The following is a 17,489-nucleotide window of genomic DNA, read 5'->3' as shown; positions in this document are numbered from 1 at the left end:
AAGTGATGGAGATGAAGTAGTAGGGAGATGTCAAGCTGTGCTGGAGGCCTGACAACCTTCTCTGGGTTGCCATGGATGCCCTCAGGGTGTGCAAAGCGGACAGGATCAAGCCCCCTCCCAAGGGCAAAGTGGGCCATTTAGAAATTTAGAGGACCCTGCTATTTGAGACTTGGAGGGTGCTTGTGAATGGCGCGGAAGATATCGGCTCCGGAACAGATGATCGGGATGCTGCCTGCCGGTGAGATTGCCCACAAATTCCCAAACATCCAGACTAACGAGTTTTCAAGCGAGGATATCGATGAGCGCGTCATGCATTCACTAAGGCGGGCGTATGGAGACGACTATCTCTAGAATATAGCCGAAGGAGGCTTAACGTCGCCCCTGTTCTGCGCGGCGATAATCGTAAGACGAGCGGTCAACGAGCCGAAAGTACCCCCGCTCTTCGTATGGGAATAATTGATTTGGTGGGCGGTCTGAAGATAACGCGACTTCTTGACGCCCAGCTAACTGCATCGGGAGCTTGACTTGGAGATGCTGTCCAGTTTCACATGAGTAATCAGCGTCTGGAGCAGGGAGAGTTTCGAAGTCGAAATGTCAGACAACGTTTTTCCTTTGAAGGCTCCTCCTGATATCACTGTGTCTCCAGGGGGAACGATCCACGCATCCGACTTCCTCAGGCTCGTAACCGAATACTACCAATCCGACATTCCGCGCGCTCCGCTAATCAAGGCACTCTCACAACACGAGATTGCCTACTTTCGGTGCACCGAAGGCGAGGCAGAGACCTTCCTAGACTGGGCAGTCGGCATGGATATTTCTTTTTCAGAGGACGCTCAGAAAGTCGACAGCGAGGAATTGCGGTCTGGCCAAACTGATGGAGTCTCAACAGAATCGCATCCCGACCAAGAAGTTCTTCGCGGAATCAGTGAGGCGGCTTGGGAGTTAGCCAAGGAAGACGCAAATGCCGAACGCGCGTTTGATGATCTGAGGAAAGAGATGAAGTACGGATCTTTTCCGCCTGGTTGGGAGCACCAGTCGGCGAGGTGGGAGGCCGTATTCGGGAACTTGGACCCGATCCCAACGATAGATCTATACATCCGCGAGAGCTTCCTTCCGCAAGACATAGAAGAGGCTTTCAAACCAGCAGAGGTAAATGATGGTTCGCGGGGCTTCACAGCCGTGACCGCTCAAGATGGAGAAGAAATTATCTGGAGGGAGGCGGTTGCAATCCTTTGCGCCGCACTCATTGACCCGCCCGAGTGCGAGTCAGATGAAGAATACTTTGAGCAAACACAGGAATCTGCCCCTACCGTTGCAAGCATAATTGGGCTCCCTGATCGGATATTTCCCTGGGTCGCCCCTTGGGACTCAAGGTTTGAAGATTTGTGGGCCAAAGCAAAGCCTCCATTACTTGCTTTGGCCCTGCAATACGCAGTCGAGTTCGCAGTCGACGGTTACAAAGGGGCGGAGATTCAACCCGCGCCAGAGAGCTATGATCCCGAACGGGCCATTTTTTCCTATTTCTTCTTTCTGCTGGGCAATCTTGCCGGCCAAACTTTGGTGTCTTTTGAGGAACTGGGCGAGGTGCAGGACTTCTTTAACTCCGATCAATATCGAAGAATATATCTTATTGCAAAGAAACATCCTCGGGAGTTCGATTACTTCGAAGAAACCTGGTCATTATTCTCCGCTGAAGAGGAGCAATTGATTGGTAATAGATCAAGCACTCATCTAGTGCGGCTGCTCTTCAGTTATCGCGACTACATTTACGGCGGCCGCCTGCCTTTCGCTCAATATACTGATCAGGTGCTTACAATCGGGCCAGTTCGCTCCAAGCATGGGGGGCATTGGCTAGCCGATTTTTCCGGCCAGGGTCTTGCCTATCTATTGGACTACATGTCCTTCTCGCGCCTCGACAGCGATGCTCGACCAACTGACAACCAATTGACGCGAACGGCTGATGCGAGATTGCGCTTTCGCACCTATCATAGGGCGTTGAGGACTATGAGGGAGGAGGGGCTGGAAGACCTCGCCACTGCATGGTGGTCTTTCTTTATCGCTTCACAGGCGCAAACATTTGGCGGCCTCGGCCTCGGTTCGAGAGAGACCCATCAAATCTTCCAAATTGCTGCAGAACTCGGACCTGATCCAAGGCTCGAGAGGGCGAAAAGATTTCTCCTGGAGATGACCTCCGAATCGGGTGACCAATTATCGTATGCAATTGCCAAGAGTTTGGTGAAGCCTTCCGATGCGGACGCACCGGTGCCTCTGCCACAGCCAGATCTCGAACAGTTTGTGGCGGGCCGACTTGGTGTTGAAGTATGGGAGAGAATGAGTGAAGGAGCGCGCAGGGATCTAATTGAGGCAGAAGCACTCTTCAGTCGCGCGTATCGTGAGATGGGAGCTGGCAGGTCCGATTGGGGAGGTCTCATAATGCCATTCGCCCGGGCTTTTGAGGCCGAAGCGACACGCCAGTGGCAGCCGTTCTTCAAGGAACTTTGCGATGCTGGGGCCTTAAGCGAGAAAGAAAGCACCGGGCTCACGATTGGAAAATATGCTCACGTTCTTCGAAGCATGCTCAAGCGTCTCGAAAAGGGCAATAAGGTAACTGTTCGGCGAGAGGCAAAGGAGCGCGCCTTGGAGATAGTAGAGGCGTTTGACGGCGTGTTCCTCCCCCTCCGCCAGCTACGCAACAGGGCAGCTCATGCCGATTCCGAAGCGCCAGTCACCTCTGACGAATTTCTTTGGCTGCGGTCATCGATCTATGATCAGAAGGCGTTCGAAGTTCTTCAGAGGATTTGACGATCTCGCAAGCGGCAAAACTATTGTCGCCGGTGCAATAAAGCCGCGTCTTTCCGGCGCCACAAACTATCTCGCCTAACCCAGATGTACAAACGGGGTTGATAACCATCTGACTAGAATCGGGTCGTCACCAGCCAGACCGTTCTAAATTTGAGTCGCAAAGCAGCCAGTCCGCTACCAGAGATGGCGGCGAAAGGAAAAATCGTCATTTTTTGGAGTGGGAAGGTGAAATCCTTAGGTTCGCCCTTGCCGTATTCCGCTCATTAGTGTTGTTTAAAGCAGATGCATAAGATGGAGTCCTTCCTTGCAGGAGCGCTACCTCGGCGATTCACATGATTTTTTGAAGTATGCGTTTCTCCGCCATCTGAGCGCTGAACTCGGCATGCAACTCGGTGTGAACTGGTATCTTGCCAAGCCGGAGAATGTCGATCGACCCGGCAACAATGACGGCGAGAAGCGCCATCACCTAAAGGGAAGAGTTTGGCGAGCACTAGATCCAGAACTATTCGAAAAGATTTCTGGCTTTGATAATCCAACGGAGCGGCGGCTTGATCGCGTGGCTTCTTGGGGCGTTCTTCCTAAATCGACCCACTATTACTCGGAGAACATCTGTTCGAGCGAGCGTCGGGTTTGGCATGCCAATGGCATGAAATCTCTCATAGCTTGTGACTTAGTGTTTCTTGACCCTGACAATGGTTTCGAGGTCCCCTCAATGACTCGCAGGACTGCCCCAAAATATGCCCTTTATACCGAAGTCAGAGACTATGCGCACGCTGGTAAAATTGTAGTCGGGATTCAGTTTGCTCGGCAGTGCGACCCGATTGCTCGCGCTCGTAGCGTTCGTGATCTGGTTCTGGATGCATGCGGCGGCGGCGCAGTGTTGCCGGTAGTGCGCGGAAGGGTAGCCCCCAACATTCTGTTCGTTACATTTGCCCCATCACCGTTTGCCTCCGCTGTAAAATCATCGGTCGAGAGCTTCTGTAGCCGAAGCGCAAAGGTTGAACTCGTTGCCTAATTATAGGTTAGGCAGAAGGCGAGATTCTACCGAGTACGGTTTCTCACATTAGTTGGCCTTGCGTTCAATGCGTCAAACGTCCTCAATTGGGTCGTTATCCGAACGGCAGTTTTTGGGGATGGAATACGGACCGAGAGTCCAAGGTGCTGACCCGATGATTACCTGAGAAGTACCCCCAGAACGACCACCATGCAGACAGCAACAAAAAGTCCCACTGCGCCTCCCAGGATTATCCCAACCCCGAACCTAATAAATAACCGCATGCACTTAACGATCGATAGCATGTGGCCTGCTTCTACCTAAACTCCGATAAGCTCAATGGCACCGGCGAAGGTTTCTGTGTGCCCAGATCCAACACGGCAGAATCAAGCACTGCAGCCAGCGTTCAAGAGCGAAACACCAGATGATTGCGCATCCAAGACTGGGGCTGTTTCAAGCAGAACTCTTTCATTCTTCCGAGTTAGGTCGATATTGTATGGATGTCGTGCGGCGGTCAGTAGAACGTCCTTAACAACCAAAGACAAAGCTATTTTATCACCATTGCTGGGGTGGTCGATAATTAGCCTGTTAACACGAAGGTCGTTAGCTGCGATCGGCCTGGAGTTCGATATTGCTGCAGCCTACGAGAAAGTCGATCAGTCTCGCCGACATAATAAATGTGATGGGCGTTGGTTTTGATTTCAAACTGGTAGAGGCCTGGTCGTGCCTACACCTTCGGAAACCTAATCTTTTGTTCTTCATCGAGCGAGATGGCACCGCTCTTTACCCATGAGAATACTGCTCTTAGTTCGACGCGATCCATTTCGGCCTCCCCATGACCACAAAAATTCCTGTCGGCGAGGCTCAGTAGTTCACTGAAATTGAAACTTGCTTTGGGTCAACCTGCGCTAACTTCGCGATCAAGACCTTGGCATCATTAATGGCCCTCTCAAGGCTGACTGGAGGTGCCGTATCGTTAGTTAGGGGAGTGGATTTATCGATTGGCTTGCCGGCTCCAAGCTCCAGATAATTGGTGCTGACACCAAGAGCATCAGCCAAAGCCTCTAGGTTGTATTTGCGGGGTTCGGTGTTCCCTTCTTCCCAGTTCCAAACGCAGGTCGTCGAAACACCAACCATTTCTCCAAGTCGAGTTTTCGAAAGGCCTCGTTCATTTCGAAGCGCCCGCAGACGAGCGGCAAATGAATGTGGTTGTGCTGGCATTGCCTTCTCCTTCAACCCGAACATTTATATCACATTCTGAATTTTTGAAAAGTGAAAAATGATATTTTCACTTTTGTGGTTGCTTAACGAGCCGGCTCAATCCAATCTCGACCACCAAATGTGTTGCATCGCTATGAATCAGCAGCGCCTGCTTTGTGGACCGTTACCAGTCGGTCTGCCCTCATCTGAACGGGCGGCGAAGCGATCAGTCAGGTCCTAGGCTAGCAAATCAAGATAAAAATCGGCTGCTAATGGTTGGGGAAGCGGGAAGAGAAATGGGCTGCAGAATAAGAGTTAGACATTCGAGGTCACCGACTGATTACAACGCATTAAGCTGCGGAATAGCTCGCTGAATCAGAAAACGCGGTTATTCCCAGAACCACCAAAATTTCTACCGGAGTCCTTTTTGTAGTCTTCCCTGCTCCCCATGGGCTCATAAGCTATTCTCTTAGTCTTTGGATGCAGAGACGCACAATCCACACAAACAGTTGTATCTGGCAAGGCTCGAACCCTGCCTTCGCTAATCGGCTCGCCACAGGTCACGCAGAGCTTTTCGGATGGTGCCCTATCGGTGTCGAGCATCTCTCTATTCTCTGAGCCCGACAGATCGTCAGAGTTCATTTCTGTATTGGCGCGCGCAACCCCAATATCTCGATCGACAAGGGCAATATTCCGACCATGGCATTGCGAACAAATAAGCCTGTGGAGCACGGCGCGAAGCCCTCCTTCATCGAGCTTCTCGAGTAAATGCGAGCCTTCAAGAGTTTCTTGTGCGCCCTTGGCATGGCCGCAATCAGAGCAAACGAATGTGAACATGTCGATTCTGTAAATTGCGTCCATTAAAACAAAAACTCTCGATAATTTTGGTTGTATCATAATGGCAATTATCGAACCAGTTCGATGCGGAGTAGTAGATCTCAATTCCTCTAATCGTCGCGAGTTGCTGCGAATAGATGGCCGTCCGCGGTTGAGTCGTTAGCGGACCTTGGGTTTTCTTCCCCTCCATTTTGGCCCCTCCGCTAGCCCTAAACCAAATGATAGTGCTTCAAGATCGCGTAGCTCCGCAAGTTTTCGGCTGTGGTTTGCATGTGCGCGATGCGTGCACTGACCATGCTTGTAGTTCCAATGCTTTTCGCCGTGGCGAACTGTTTCCGGGCGGCGGGCCCCATGAACATAGCATACGGGCGCCCCATAGCTCGCAAGTCGCCAGCAACGCTGGCCGGTACTCTTCGCCTTAGCACTGCACCTGACAGCCTTATCTTGGAGGATGGACTTCAGCGGCACCCGGCATGCCTGATAATCGAGAGGGAGACCAGAATGGGGGTCATCTGTAGCAAATAAGTGCTCACCTCATGGTTGCCTGCTGTCATAAGCCCTGAGTAGAACAGAAATTACAGCAGGCGTCACCGATCACAGATGCGTCTGCACACAGTTGGGGGAGTATTGAGGAGCCGTTTTTCAGGCGCTGATATTCCTGAGAGATAGGCCCCTTGAGCATCTGCCGTGCACGCTCACAATCTCGACGGACTTGTTGGACATTGGGCTTTATCGAGAAGAGAAAGCCGACTATTTCCACTTTCGGCACACCATGAAGCGTAAGCGCCTGTGTAGCCGGAATTACGTTATATCCCAGCTCGTACACGATATTTTGGGGAACGGTGCGCAGCCGCACGTGCATGTCTTCGGGAACGCAGCTTGAGAGCATACCCCTGTGCCGTTGCCGCTGAGGAGTGGACAGGTAGTTGGTTATATCGTCCAGCACCCCCCGTTCGTAATCCAGGTTGTAGCGCCCCTCTTTCACGCGGTGGGCGCTGATGAGGGTAAAAGGCACGTTGGTCAGGCGCATGCGCATGGCGTCGAGGAAGGAGTCATTCTTGGGTATCTGTTTCATCGTGTTGTTTTCCATTTGAGTCGAGGCACAGGGCGGGGAGGGCAGGATGGAGGGGCATTCGTGCAAACCTTTCCATATGCGTTTTCAAGGGGAACTTTACTCAAAACCCTCCACATCCTGCCCTTCCTGCCCTGCGTGATCATGAGAACGACCCGACACGCTTCAGGCCGAAGTAGAAGCGTTTGCCGTTGCTCTTGGTGCTGGGGAAACCGCGCTCCGCCAGTCGCTGCGTGAAGGTCTTTTTCGAGCCCGGCTGGACACCGTTTTCTTCGCACCAGAACCGCCAGCCCCTGAATAGGGTGGACTGTTCGACACGCTCTGCTGGGTCCTTCTCTGTGCGTTCTTCGAGGAATTCCCCGAGAAGGTCGCTCTCCTTGCGGTATTGGGCCGTTTCGTGCTTCATCGCCGGGCTCAGGCGCAACCCATCCCGGTAGTACTTCACGGCACCCTCGACCATCCACGCGAGGATCCCCTCGCGCTCCGCCATGAGCTTTGTCTCCAGAAACGGATCCTGCTGGTGCCGTTCGAATTTGCGCCGGAACGGAAGGATCACAATCCGCCGCCAGATACCATCATCGTCTCCTTTGATGATGGGCTTGTGGTTGGTCCGCACCCATGGCGTGAAGGCCGGGTCGAATGTAAAGTACTCCCCGTAGAGATGCCTTGCGGCAATCGGCTCACGTCCCGCCAGCTGCTTCGCGACCACTTCATCGAGAAACATACCACCCGGCAGTTCGTTGACCGACACCAGCCTGGTCCCGGGTAGCATCGCCATGTCCGGTCGCGCCGCGTGATCATCCGTCCGACGTGCGGCCAGCAAACTCGTTGGTGCTGTTTTTGCGTATTCGCCCAAGATTGCGCTGATGGCGTTCCCGAAGATAGACTTGCCATTCGCTCCGAAGCCTACACAGAAGACGATGATTTCCTCGCTGACTTCGCCTGTGAGTGTCAGCCCGAGCAGTATCTGTACGGCCTCGATCGTATTCGCGTCGGGTGTTCCGTCTTCGTTTACGAAGACTTCATCGAGAAATTGGCGCCACCGAGGGCAGTCGGCTGTCTTTTCGAAGCTCGCCGCGCACTGACGGGTAATCAGCATTCGGGGTTCGTTCGTCTGGAGCCAACCCATCCGCAGGTTTACCGCGCCGTTCTTGACGCCGAGCATGTCGGGATGTGCATCGAGCTGCTCAGGGGTGGCGCCCATACCCGGTTCTGACGCTGCCAATTTGAGCATTGCCTCTAGGCGTGGGCGCATTGACGCTTGTGTGGCCTCCCGGATCAGTCGTTTCGCCTTGTCCTGGTCATCGCCCAGCAGGTCTGCGGCGCGCTTCACGAGCTCCTGTGCGACTTCTTTTGCCGCCTCCAGCTCCTCGCCCTTTTCACAGCGGCGCCAACGTTCATCGCGCCAGATCAGCCAGCACCCACCCTTGTGGACGTACAGCATCTTGCCCCGGAACATGCGGGCGAATGCCTTGGCATTTCTGACATCGCCGGACAGGGACCAGTCGACTATCGGCTGCACCTCAACATCAGCGCAGGCCTTGGTGATCGTGCGTTGGCGGTAATCAGGCCGGTCTTGCCACTTCTCACGTTGCGCGAGGTCGCTTCGGCCCATCACGCCTTCGGTGAGTCCGGCCAACTCTTCGGGTGACGCGACTTGGTGGGCTAAGCTCTTGGCGATATAGCCCGCCATCGCAAGATCGGCGTCGCTCTGGCTATGATAGTGCCCACCGCCCCGGCGTGCGCCATCGACATCGAAATCGCCACGCCACAGTAGAGGGTGCTTCCTTTCCATGTCGGCGGCGACCTGCGCCACAATGAGGTGCTGACCATCAGTCAGATCAGCATCACATACGGGTGGGAGTTCTGGTCGATAAGGTGTTTGCCCAGTAGTCTGTTTGACCAGCTTCGGGGGAAAAGCTTGCTTAAGGGCCTGCGCGCTATAACGCGTGCGTGTCGCGACCACTTTGACTTCGGGACAGAGGCAGGAGCCGATCATTAAGAGATCCCCTCACGATACTTCATGTGGCGAAAGCCCGGAAGGCGAAGTAGCCGAGATACATCAATCGCTGCCCTATCGGCGCCCATGTCAACGAGCCGCCGGTTGAGCGCCTCCGCAGTCTCTAGATCGATCGCTTCGCCGTCCTCGAGCAGCCAGTAGAAGTGCAGGTTCGCAGGCCCGCTTGTCTCGACTTCCAGAGTAGGTGGAAGCTTGGTGCGGATCGCCTCGAGAACGTCGGGTGAAGCCCCGTCCATGTCTGCGTGAATACCCCTGATCCGGGTAAGGTTTTCTTTGCGGCGCTGCCCGTTGAACTCGTTTACCGCAATGAAGATACCGGCCCCGGCCTCGTTTGCTGCTTCGATCTCAGGCAGGAGGGCTTCAACTTCTTCACGCGACTTGTTGGGGTGGCGGCCCAACAACGGGTCGGGGTTCGCCTTGGCGGTGCCCTTCGGCAGGTCCGTGTAGGTCTCGATGTTAAACCGAGCCTCGTCCCGGTGGTCGAGGAGGTCGAGGAAGATGAGGGTGGGGTGGCGCATCACACAACACCTGAAGGCTCTGGCACTTGCATTCCACCGGCAAGCATCTTGCGGATGTCTCCGACCCGCCAAGCCGAGATTCCGGGACTTACCTTAATGGGTTTGGGCGCTGTGCCTGCCCTGACCATGCGCCACCAAGTTGCCGGCGAAACAGGGAGTAGCGGTGGGTTCCCACCTTCTCCAAGGATGACTGGTAGACGGACCAAGGCAGCATCGGGGAGATCGTCAAAACCAAACGACTGGGTCTTTCCAATGGTTACAGTCGCTTCTTTTGCAGGTGCTCGGTAGTTGGCTGGGTGTGTATGAGACATGCCACGACCCTGCCTGAGAGAGGCTGCCGTGTCTGTCCTTTCAAATCAGCGATTTCAGGTGACACCTAATATGGGAAGTCATCGTCCCAGGGGTTTCGGTCGATTGCCCGCAGATGCGGGAATTGGTACCAACATTTTCGTAGGTACTCCGCATCGTAGCTGTCGTCGCCAATGCTGGGTAGCTTCTGGGCAACTTCCGAGGCCTTTGCGCACGCCTGAGTCACAGGCGTACCTTCATGTACATGGGCGGCTACCAGATGGAGCAAGAAACTCAGCATCTTCCGCCTCTCGGAATCCTGTTTCGATTCTCCACGACCGCGCTTCAAGCCAAGGACTGCATTCGCATCTTCGCCGCCGGCTATACGCGAAAGACAGCCCGATAGGTATTGTTGCTCCTCGTAGTTCATTGTCCCATTCGAAACTTCAGTTGCGAGCGAACTTAGCCTGCGACGATCGTCCTCAACACTCATCGGTCACTGTCCGTTTTGGTTCGGGATGATGCGGCGGTGATCTTGTCTATGAAGTCTGCGACCTTCTGCAAAGTCTCACTCTGTTCAGTCAGATAACGGCTCTTATTGTACCCCGCCACCAGTTGGCCGCCGATGTTGGCATGACCCAAGATCGCGGAAACCACATGCGGCGGCGCTCCGAGATCTCCGGCCAAGGTAGCAGTCGTCCTACGTAGAGCGTGTGCAGACCAGTTCTTGACACTGGACTTCTTTGCCGTCGCTTTTAGCCAGCGATCCCAGTTTGCAAGTTTGCCGCCGCGAGCGCCCACAAAAACCAGATCGGCATCCCTGATCACACTGTTGTTTCCGGCCATTTGGCGCCGCGCCAACTCTGTTTCCCTCGTAGTCTGAAGAAGTAACAAGGCCTGCCGTGACAGCGGCACAATGTGCGAATGTTGGCTTTGGGTTCTTGCCCTGTTTGGCCTCGTGTCTTTGCGCCGCTCGCCTGAAATTGCCCAGGTTCCGGCCTCGAAATCGATCTCCTTCCAGGTCGCAGATTTCGCCTCGTCTAGGCGCGCCCCTGTCAACAAGATGAAGAGGCAGCACCGCCCATAAGGGTCGGTAAAGAATGGCAATACCTTCTTGAGATCGCTAGCGTCGAGAACGCGCTGTTTAGTCGGGCGGCGGACGGGTTTCTCAAGATCGAAAGGGCCTTGTACGAAACCCCGTTTCTCTGCCCATTTGAGAATTGGCGCCAGGTAACTAGCAGCCCGCGCCGCTGAAGTTTTTGCCGTATGTCCATCTATGGCGAGCTGCAATTCAGCCGAAGTAATCTCCAGTGCCGGGCGGTTGAGATGGCTACGGAAGACGGATTTGACACGACGCACCTGCTCGTCCTGGCTAGCAAGGAGATTGCCCGGACCGGATTGAAAATAGCTCTTAATAACAGAGCCAAGAGTGCCGCGTCCTTGCTTGGCCGCCTGCGCCTGTTGGCGCGCAGCCCTTTTCTCGGCAGTAGGATCCGCTCCGATCCGGATCCGTTGTCGCATCTCTTCGGCCTGTTTACGTGCGTCCGAAAGGCCCAGGCCACGCCCAACATCGAAGCGGCGCATTACCCCCTTGGCGCGTATGTTAAGTGACCAAGTTCGAGTGCCGTTGGGTGTAATGCGCAAACGAAGGCCAGGCACAGCACCATCCACCAACTCGATCGTCTTTGCGCTATCGGGCCTAAGCTTGGATATCTTTGCAGATGAAAGCGGGGGTACTCTCTTGGGCAAGGCGGCTACCTTCTTCAGGTTTCATTGAGGTTTCAAAGTTCGTGAGAGACAATAGCACCACTTGAGACCTGGTGATATAGGAAGATGGCCAAATAATTGCTTTACAATGTCAAGTTAGGGCTCTGTACGTACCAATTGAGCTTGAGAGAGGTATTGTGATAGATGAAGAGCAACTGACTTTTAATCAGTAGGTCGCAGGTTCGACCCCTGCAGGGCTCACCACCATTTCACGCAGCAGCGGATTGTTTGGCCCAAGGCCCTCCTGGTTACACCGGCTTGTTGCGTGTGGCTTTAATGCGGCTGGGTCCGGGTTCCAACAACCACGGCTTTATGAGCGGGTCAAACTGAATTCGCGCAGTTCAGGGCGGCTCGCCCGAGGCGCGTTCATCCGGCATTCGCTGTTTCGATCAACGAGACGGCGATACAGGCGCTCGAAAACCGCAGAGTACCATATGGCGAGCGTATCGAGCTCTTTTCCCAAGCTGGCGAATTCGGTTCGTTCGATGCGGAAAGACCAGGGACCGGCAGGTTCAAAACGGCCCGCGCCGATAAAGGTCCAGGCATGGCGCTTTATTGCCGCCATGAGTAGCGGAGCTGAAAGGCTGGATGGCAACCAACACAACAGGCTGACAGCACAGCCCGGTATGCGATTCGCGATGATGTAGTCTGCAGTTCCGCACCCTGCAGCGCGCGCAATCTGCTCGGCCTTGCATGGGCCCAGAACGGCCAGAGCCCGGTGGAGCCGGAGCGCGTCCTCCTCCGGGATCATCGCGTGGTCACTGGGAAGGAGTGTATTGCCCGATTGTTGACACAGGAGCCGAGCCTCGCCCTTGCCCAGGTAAAGTTCAAGTGCCGACACAATCTGAAGAACCGCATTGGGGCCAATAAGCGCCGGCGCGCCCTCCTGGCCTGCCTCAGGGGCGAAGATCGCTGCGCTCTCAATCAACATCAATCCGGTCCTTGCGGCGCTGTTCGCTCCGCTCTCTCATTTGAGCGCGTACTGCGTGTCTTCGCTCTGATGCTCTGGACGCGCGATCGGCTGCGGCTTCCCAGTCATCGGCGGCCTGCGCCGCGACTGTGCGGGTCTCGTCGAACTTAAAGTCGACCTTGTTGGTGGTTTGCGGCCCCCAGTAACCTGCCTTGCCAAGATCGTAGAAGGTCCGCTTGAACCCTGCGCGCAGAAATGCATAGAGACATCCTAGGAGATAGCGCCGTCTGAACCCGCTACCGCGCCAGGGATAGTGGAACAACGCCTTTTGCATGTAGAAGCGGCGGTAGTTTTTCATGACCCCGTTCAGCAACTCGCCGCGCTCCATCGCCTTGGGTTTCATGATTGGAGTGACGAAATTGTACTTCGAGAAATCATGGATCTCCACCTGGTCCTTGATCTCCTCAAACAACGGCGTGAACGGCCAAGGGGTGTACATCGCCCAGTTCGCGAGGTCGGGCTGCCAGTCCCACGCCATCCGATAGGTTTCTTCGAGCGTTTCTTCGGTTTCATTGTCGAGCCCGACAATGAACTGCGCCTCGACAAATATGTCCGCTTCGCGCAGCAGCCGGATCGCGTTCTTGTTCTGCTCGACCGTGGTTTCCTTGTTGAACAGGTCAAGTTTCATTTGCGCGGCTGCCTCTGTCCCCAGGCTGACATGGACAAGACCAGCCTTGCGATAAAAGGCCAGCAGTTCGCGATCGCGATAAATGTCGGTTACGCGCGTGTTGATCCCCCACTTCACCTTGTCCGGCAGCCCGCGGTCGATCAGTTCCTGGCAGAATTCAACGAACTTCTTGCGATTGATGGTGGGCTCTTCATCGGCCAAGATAAAGAAGCCGACGCCGTGACTCTCATGCAGGTCCGCGATCTCGTCAACCACGTCCTTGGGATCGCGGATGCGGTAGTCGCGCCAAAACTTCCATTGCGAGCAAAACGAACAGGTGAACGGGCAGCCCCGCGCGAGATTGGGAATGGCAACCTTGGTGCCAAGCGGGATGTAGGTGTAAAGGTCCCAGTCCAGCACGCCCCAGTCAGGCTTGAGCAGAGACATGTCCTTGACCGTGTCAGCGGCCTCGGTCGCGATGATCTGGTCTCCCGTTCTAAAGGCGAGGCCTCTGATCGAACGCGCATCCTGCGGCCAGCGTTGCTCCTCGATTGCCGTGAACAGCTCGACAGCAATGTTTTCGCCTTCCCCGCGCACGATCACATCAATGTGGGGTGCTTCGGACAGCACTTGCTTGTACATGAAAGTTGCGTGGACACCGCCCAGCACACGCACGGCGCGAGGCACGGTCAAGGCGGCAATTTCCAGCACTCTCTCAGCGGCGTAGATCGACGGGGTGATGGCGGTGGTGCCAACAACATCGGGTTGCAGGTCAACCATGCGGCGGGCGAGTTCCTCATCGTCAACGCCTTCTGTCATGGCATCGATGAAGTGGATATCGGTGAAGCCTGCTTTCTTGAGCGGTCCGGTGAGATAGGCAACCCAGGCTGGCGGCCAGGTTCCGGCGATCTCTGCACCACCTGAGCGATAATTCGGATGAACAAACAGGATTTTCACACCACACCTCCGCCATGCTTCGTGACGCTTGCACGCCCACAACTGAAATCTGGCGCGTGATCGAAACAAGAGCTTTGAGACAGATCAAACGGCGCGAGATTCTCGCCCTTTCGCTCTGCTAGATTGCAGAGCTGAAGCGCCTTGTGGTCGTTTCGCGATATGGGTCGAACAACGCCGCGATAACCCGGGAATAGGGCAAACCTGATGGCGTGATATGCAAGGTCGTGGCGTTTGTAAGTTCAGCGAGGCCGCGTTCGATGAATGGCGCTAGTCGGGCGCGTACTCTGGCTATCATGCCTGCGGTCATCTCGGCCTTGCCCTGGCATAATAACCGCTCGATCACTTGCCCGATTGCCTGGTCGGCAGCGGATCGGACGATGCCCTCACTCGCACACAGTTTGCCTTGCGAAGACAGCATTCGGAAGCGGCCCGAATTCTTCTCGTTTTGTGCAATGAGCTCCGGGAAGACACTGATTGCCGAGGCACCGAGACCCAACAGGACGGGTGATGGATCATCGGTGAAGCCCTGGAAATTGCGTCGCAACGTCCCGGAACGCGCAGCCTTGGCCATGGGATCGCCGGGCAAGGCAAAATGATCAAAGCCAACCGCTTCATAGCCGTGCCCAGTCAGATAGGCGAAGCCTTGCTCCGCCATGGCGAACCGCTCGCGTTCACCCGGCAAAGCAGTGGCATCAATCACTTTCTGACGTGGGATGATCTGCGGGACATGTGCATAGCCAAACAGCGCAATCCGGTCCGCACCCAGAATTCTGGTGTATTCGAGCGTGTCGGCGAGGTCCTCGGCACTCTGCTGCGGCAGCCCGTGCATGAGGTCGAAATTGAGCGATGTGACATTGGCCGCGCGCAGCCAGTCGATCGTTCGGCAAATCAATCCATCGCCTTGCTCGCGGCCGATCGCTGTCTGGCAATGGGGGGCAAAGGTCTGCACCCCCATGCTCGCGCGGGTTATTCCTGCCGCTGCAATCGCCTCGCCCCAATCGCTGGACATGGTGCGCGGGTCGAGCTCGATCGACCATTCGGTATCGTGCAACCGGAAATGATGGTGAATGGCGTCGACAAGCTCGATGAAATCGCCCGGCGTAATGGCATTGGGGCTCCCGCCGCCGAAGGCAACGCGCCGCACACCTGCATCAGCGGGAAGCAGCCCTGCTTCGGTTTCGATTTGCGTATGCAGTGCCTGAAGGTAGCTATCCACGCGCTGCCTGCGCCCGCTCGCTGCGGTGTTGCAACCGCAATAGTGGCAAATCTTCTGGCAGAACGGGATATGCAGGTAGAGCGAAATGTCGCCAGAGGCCTGGCTGATCGACTGCTCCAGCTCGCCCTCGGTCAAAGGGCCAAAGTCGGCGGCGGTGGGATAGCTGGTGTAACGCGGCACCGGCGTTTCGAACAAGTCGGGATGATAGGTCCACATGAGCCTGTCCAAAGACTAACAGCCCGCCGCTGTCTTTGCGCGAGATCAAATGGGAGAGAGCCGGGTCTTTTCTTCATGCGCGTTGGAGTTGGCCTCGCCCAAAAGTCTTAGACACATGCGTATGCAAATCGGCTAAGGACTCTCCCATGGCGAGCGAGATTGCCGAGATCGCAGGCTTCCTCAGAAGCACTGCGCCGTTCGATGCGCTGGACGACAGCGACATCGCGATCCTTTCGCGTGCGATCAGCGTTTCCTATTTCCGTGCGGCTGAGGTTGCGCTCGAAAGCGGGGCGCACAACGACCAGCTCTACCTGGTGCGATCGGGCGCAGTGGAGCTGCGTCTGGCGGGCGAGGAGCTGACCGCGCGGCTTGGCACGGGGGGCAGCTTTGCCTATCCATCGCTGCTGCGCGGGGGAGAGGTCCGTAACACCACCATCGCGCTGGAAGACACGCTGCTCTATTCGATCCCGGCAGAGCATTTTCATCGGTTGCGGGAGAGCGAACCGCGATTCCGCGAATATTACGCGCGCGATGAGAATGCGCGTATTCGCCATGCGTTGGAGCGCCAGCGCAAGGCTCAGGCGCTGCAGCTCGACCGGACCCTGCTTGAACATCTGGTGGTGCGCGGAAAGCCGGTATCCTGCACGCCCGAATCCACCATCCGCGAAGCCGCCCGGTTGATGAGCGAGCGCAATGTCAGCACGCTCGCTGTGTGCGAGGGCGAGAGGCTTGCGGGGATCTTTACCGACAAGGATCTGCGCAGCCGTGTGGTCGCGGCAGAGACCCCGCTCGATCAGCCGATCAGTGCCGTCATGACCGCCAATCCGCGTACGTTGTCGGGCAATGCGAGTGTTGCAGAAGCCATGGCGATGATGGCGTCTGGCGGCTTTCGCCATATCCCGCTGGTGAGCGCGAATGGAAATTTGGCCGGTATTCTCAGCGCGACCGATATCCTTTCTTACCTCGGCAACAACGCGATCGATGCCGGCATGGCGGTTGCACGCGCGCGCAATGAAGCAGAGCTGATCGCGGCAGCAAAGCAAGTACCGGAAAGTTTTGCCGCCATGGTCGCCTCTGGTGTCCAGGCGAGCCACGCGATGCGCTTTACCTCCGCGCTCGGGGAAGCCGTGCATCGCCGCGCGGCTGAACTGGCCGAGGAAGAACTGGGCGCGCCGCCTGTCCCCTATGCGCTGGTGGTGTTCGGCTCGCTCGCGCGCAACGAGCAACTGGTAGGATCCGACCAGGACAATGGCCTCGTCATCGATGATGCAGCGAGCGAAGCAGACTTCGCTTATTTCGAGCGCCTCGGCACGCGCATTTCGGACATTTTGGATGCGTGCGGCTATGTCTACTGCAAGGGCGGGATCATGGCCAAGAATGCGGAGCAACGCCGCACAGCCAGCGCGTGGTCTGAGCGCTATGCGACCTGGATCGAAAGGCCCAATGAAGACCGCATTCTGCGCGCCACCATCTTCTTTGACATGCGGCTGGTGCATGGCGATGCCGCGCTTGCTCGCAGGGTTCAGCAGGATAATGTCGGCCTGTTCAAGGACAGCCCGCTGTTCGTGAGCTTCCTTGCGCGCGATGCCCTGCGCAGCAAGATACCGCTTGGCATCTTCCGCAATCTGGTGCTCGACACCACTGCCGATGGTCAAAAGGTGTTCGATGCCAAGCGTCAGGCGATCCTGCCAATCGTCGATATTGCGCGCACTCATGCGCTCGCGGCTGGCCTGAGTGAGGTGGGCACAATCGACCGGCTCCACGCGCTCGCCGCGGCCGGCAAGATGAACGCCGATGATGCGCAGAGCCTCGAAGATGCGATGCTGCTGGTGAACGAGATGCGGATCGCGCATCAGGCGCGCCAGGTGCAGAAAGGCGAAACGCCAGACAACTTTATCGCGCCCGCAGATCTCTCGCCGCTGGAGCGCGATTACCTCAAGGATGCCTTTGCGGTCATTCGTAGCGCGCTCGATTCGCTCAGGCGCAATTTTGCCGGCGGTATAGCCTGACATGCTGGGGGCCTGA

At 56.1% G+C, this 17,489-nt stretch carries 13 protein-coding genes; 4 read left to right on the top strand and 9 right to left on the bottom strand.

Translation table 11 applies throughout. The annotated features are described in order from the left end of the window. The first annotated feature begins 186 nt into the window (after positions 1-186). The 3 genes from ACG9DO_RS01800 (at position 187) to ACG9DO_RS01790 (ending at position 3,817) form a co-directional block, all read left to right on the top strand. Positions 187-351 carry a hypothetical protein gene (locus ACG9DO_RS01800; RefSeq protein ID WP_394730013.1) on the top strand — a complete coding sequence of 55 codons (165 nt, stop codon included), beginning with the start codon at positions 187-189 and terminating at the stop codon, positions 349-351. Between the two features lie 240 nt (positions 352-591). Continuing rightward, positions 592-2,802: a hypothetical protein gene (locus ACG9DO_RS01795; protein WP_394730012.1), complete on the top strand. Its 2,211-nt coding sequence runs from the start codon at positions 592-594 to the stop codon at positions 2,800-2,802. A gap of 304 nt (positions 2,803-3,106) precedes the next feature. After that, positions 3,107-3,817 carry a hypothetical protein gene (locus ACG9DO_RS01790; protein ID WP_394730011.1) on the top strand — a complete coding sequence of 237 codons (711 nt, stop codon included), beginning with the start codon at positions 3,107-3,109 and terminating at the stop codon, positions 3,815-3,817. A gap of 843 nt (positions 3,818-4,660) precedes the next feature. Here ACG9DO_RS01790 and ACG9DO_RS01785 read toward each other — a convergent pair. The 9 genes from ACG9DO_RS01785 to ACG9DO_RS01745 all read right to left on the bottom strand — a co-directional run bounded on the left by ACG9DO_RS01785 (position 4,661) and on the right by ACG9DO_RS01745 (position 15,464). Further along, complete coding sequence (locus ACG9DO_RS01785) at positions 4,661-5,017, bottom strand: helix-turn-helix domain-containing protein (protein ID WP_394730010.1); 357 nt, start codon at positions 5,015-5,017, stop codon at positions 4,661-4,663. 354 nt (positions 5,018-5,371) lie between these two features. After that, positions 5,372-5,857 (bottom strand): TraR/DksA C4-type zinc finger protein, encoded by a 486-nt coding sequence (locus tag ACG9DO_RS01780; RefSeq protein WP_394730009.1) that lies wholly within the window; start codon positions 5,855-5,857, stop codon positions 5,372-5,374. Positions 5,858-6,383: 526 nt separating this feature from the next. Next, positions 6,384-6,908: a hypothetical protein gene (locus ACG9DO_RS01775; protein ID WP_394730008.1), complete on the bottom strand. Its 525-nt coding sequence runs from the start codon at positions 6,906-6,908 to the stop codon at positions 6,384-6,386. A gap of 139 nt (positions 6,909-7,047) precedes the next feature. Beyond that, entirely contained in the window at positions 7,048-8,700 is a 1,653-nt protein-coding gene (locus ACG9DO_RS01770; RefSeq protein ID WP_394730007.1) for a phage/plasmid primase, P4 family, read from the bottom strand. Positions 8,701-8,903: 203 nt separating this feature from the next. After that, entirely contained in the window at positions 8,904-9,443 is a 540-nt protein-coding gene (locus tag ACG9DO_RS01765; protein WP_394730006.1) for a DNA-primase RepB domain-containing protein, read from the bottom strand. Positions 9,444-10,220: 777 nt separating this feature from the next. Further along, complete coding sequence (locus ACG9DO_RS01760; RefSeq protein WP_394730005.1) at positions 10,221-11,480, bottom strand: tyrosine-type recombinase/integrase; 1,260 nt, start codon at positions 11,478-11,480, stop codon at positions 10,221-10,223. A 328-nt stretch (positions 11,481-11,808) separates the two neighbouring features. Continuing rightward, positions 11,809-12,429, bottom strand: a complete 621-nt coding sequence (gene bchJ, locus ACG9DO_RS01755) for a bacteriochlorophyll 4-vinyl reductase (protein ID WP_394730004.1) — start codon at positions 12,427-12,429, stop codon at positions 11,809-11,811. After that, a complete protein-coding gene (gene bchE / locus ACG9DO_RS01750) occupies positions 12,419-14,032 on the bottom strand; it encodes a magnesium-protoporphyrin IX monomethyl ester anaerobic oxidative cyclase (protein ID WP_394730003.1) in 1,614 nt (537 codons plus the stop codon). The genes bchJ and bchE overlap by 11 nt, the downstream gene beginning before the upstream one ends. Before the next feature lie 118 nt (positions 14,033-14,150). After that, a complete protein-coding gene (locus ACG9DO_RS01745) occupies positions 14,151-15,464 on the bottom strand; it encodes a radical SAM protein (protein ID WP_394730002.1) in 1,314 nt (437 codons plus the stop codon). 146 nt (positions 15,465-15,610) lie between these two features. Here ACG9DO_RS01745 and ACG9DO_RS01740 point away from each other — a divergent pair, with 146 nt between their 5' ends. Next, positions 15,611-17,473 carry a DUF294 nucleotidyltransferase-like domain-containing protein gene (locus ACG9DO_RS01740; RefSeq protein WP_394730001.1) on the top strand — a complete coding sequence of 621 codons (1,863 nt, stop codon included), beginning with the start codon at positions 15,611-15,613 and terminating at the stop codon, positions 17,471-17,473. The last annotated feature ends 16 nt before the right edge of the window (positions 17,474-17,489 follow it).

This window comes from Altererythrobacter sp. GH1-8 (assembly GCF_043702085.1).
Taxonomy (GTDB): Bacteria; Pseudomonadota; Alphaproteobacteria; order Sphingomonadales; family Sphingomonadaceae; genus Erythrobacter.
The sequence above is the reverse complement of the archived record's forward strand: the minus strand, read 5'-3'. Positions and strand labels throughout refer to the sequence as shown.

Bases quoted from the DNA above. Each gene is read 5' to 3' on its own strand.
- ACG9DO_RS01800 (WP_394730013.1), top strand. From the start codon at position 187: ATGGCGCGGAAGATATCGGCTCCGGAACAGATGATCGGGATGCTGCCT.
- ACG9DO_RS01795 (WP_394730012.1), top strand. From the start codon at position 592: ATGTCAGACAACGTTTTTCCTTTGAAGGCTCCTCCTGATATCACTGTG.
- ACG9DO_RS01785 (WP_394730010.1), bottom strand. From the start codon at position 5,017: ATGCCAGCACAACCACATTCATTTGCCGCTCGTCTGCGGGCGCTTCGA.
- ACG9DO_RS01780 (WP_394730009.1), bottom strand. From the start codon at position 5,857: ATGGACGCAATTTACAGAATCGACATGTTCACATTCGTTTGCTCTGAT.
- ACG9DO_RS01775 (WP_394730008.1), bottom strand. From the start codon at position 6,908: ATGAAACAGATACCCAAGAATGACTCCTTCCTCGACGCCATGCGCATG.
- ACG9DO_RS01770 (WP_394730007.1), bottom strand. From the start codon at position 8,700: ATGGAAAGGAAGCACCCTCTACTGTGGCGTGGCGATTTCGATGTCGAT.
- ACG9DO_RS01765 (WP_394730006.1), bottom strand. From the start codon at position 9,443: ATGCGCCACCCCACCCTCATCTTCCTCGACCTCCTCGACCACCGGGAC.
- bchJ (WP_394730004.1), bottom strand. From the start codon at position 12,429: ATGTTGATTGAGAGCGCAGCGATCTTCGCCCCTGAGGCAGGCCAGGAG.
- ACG9DO_RS01745 (WP_394730002.1), bottom strand. From the start codon at position 15,464: ATGTGGACCTATCATCCCGACTTGTTCGAAACGCCGGTGCCGCGTTAC.
- ACG9DO_RS01740 (WP_394730001.1), top strand. From the start codon at position 15,611: ATGGCGAGCGAGATTGCCGAGATCGCAGGCTTCCTCAGAAGCACTGCG.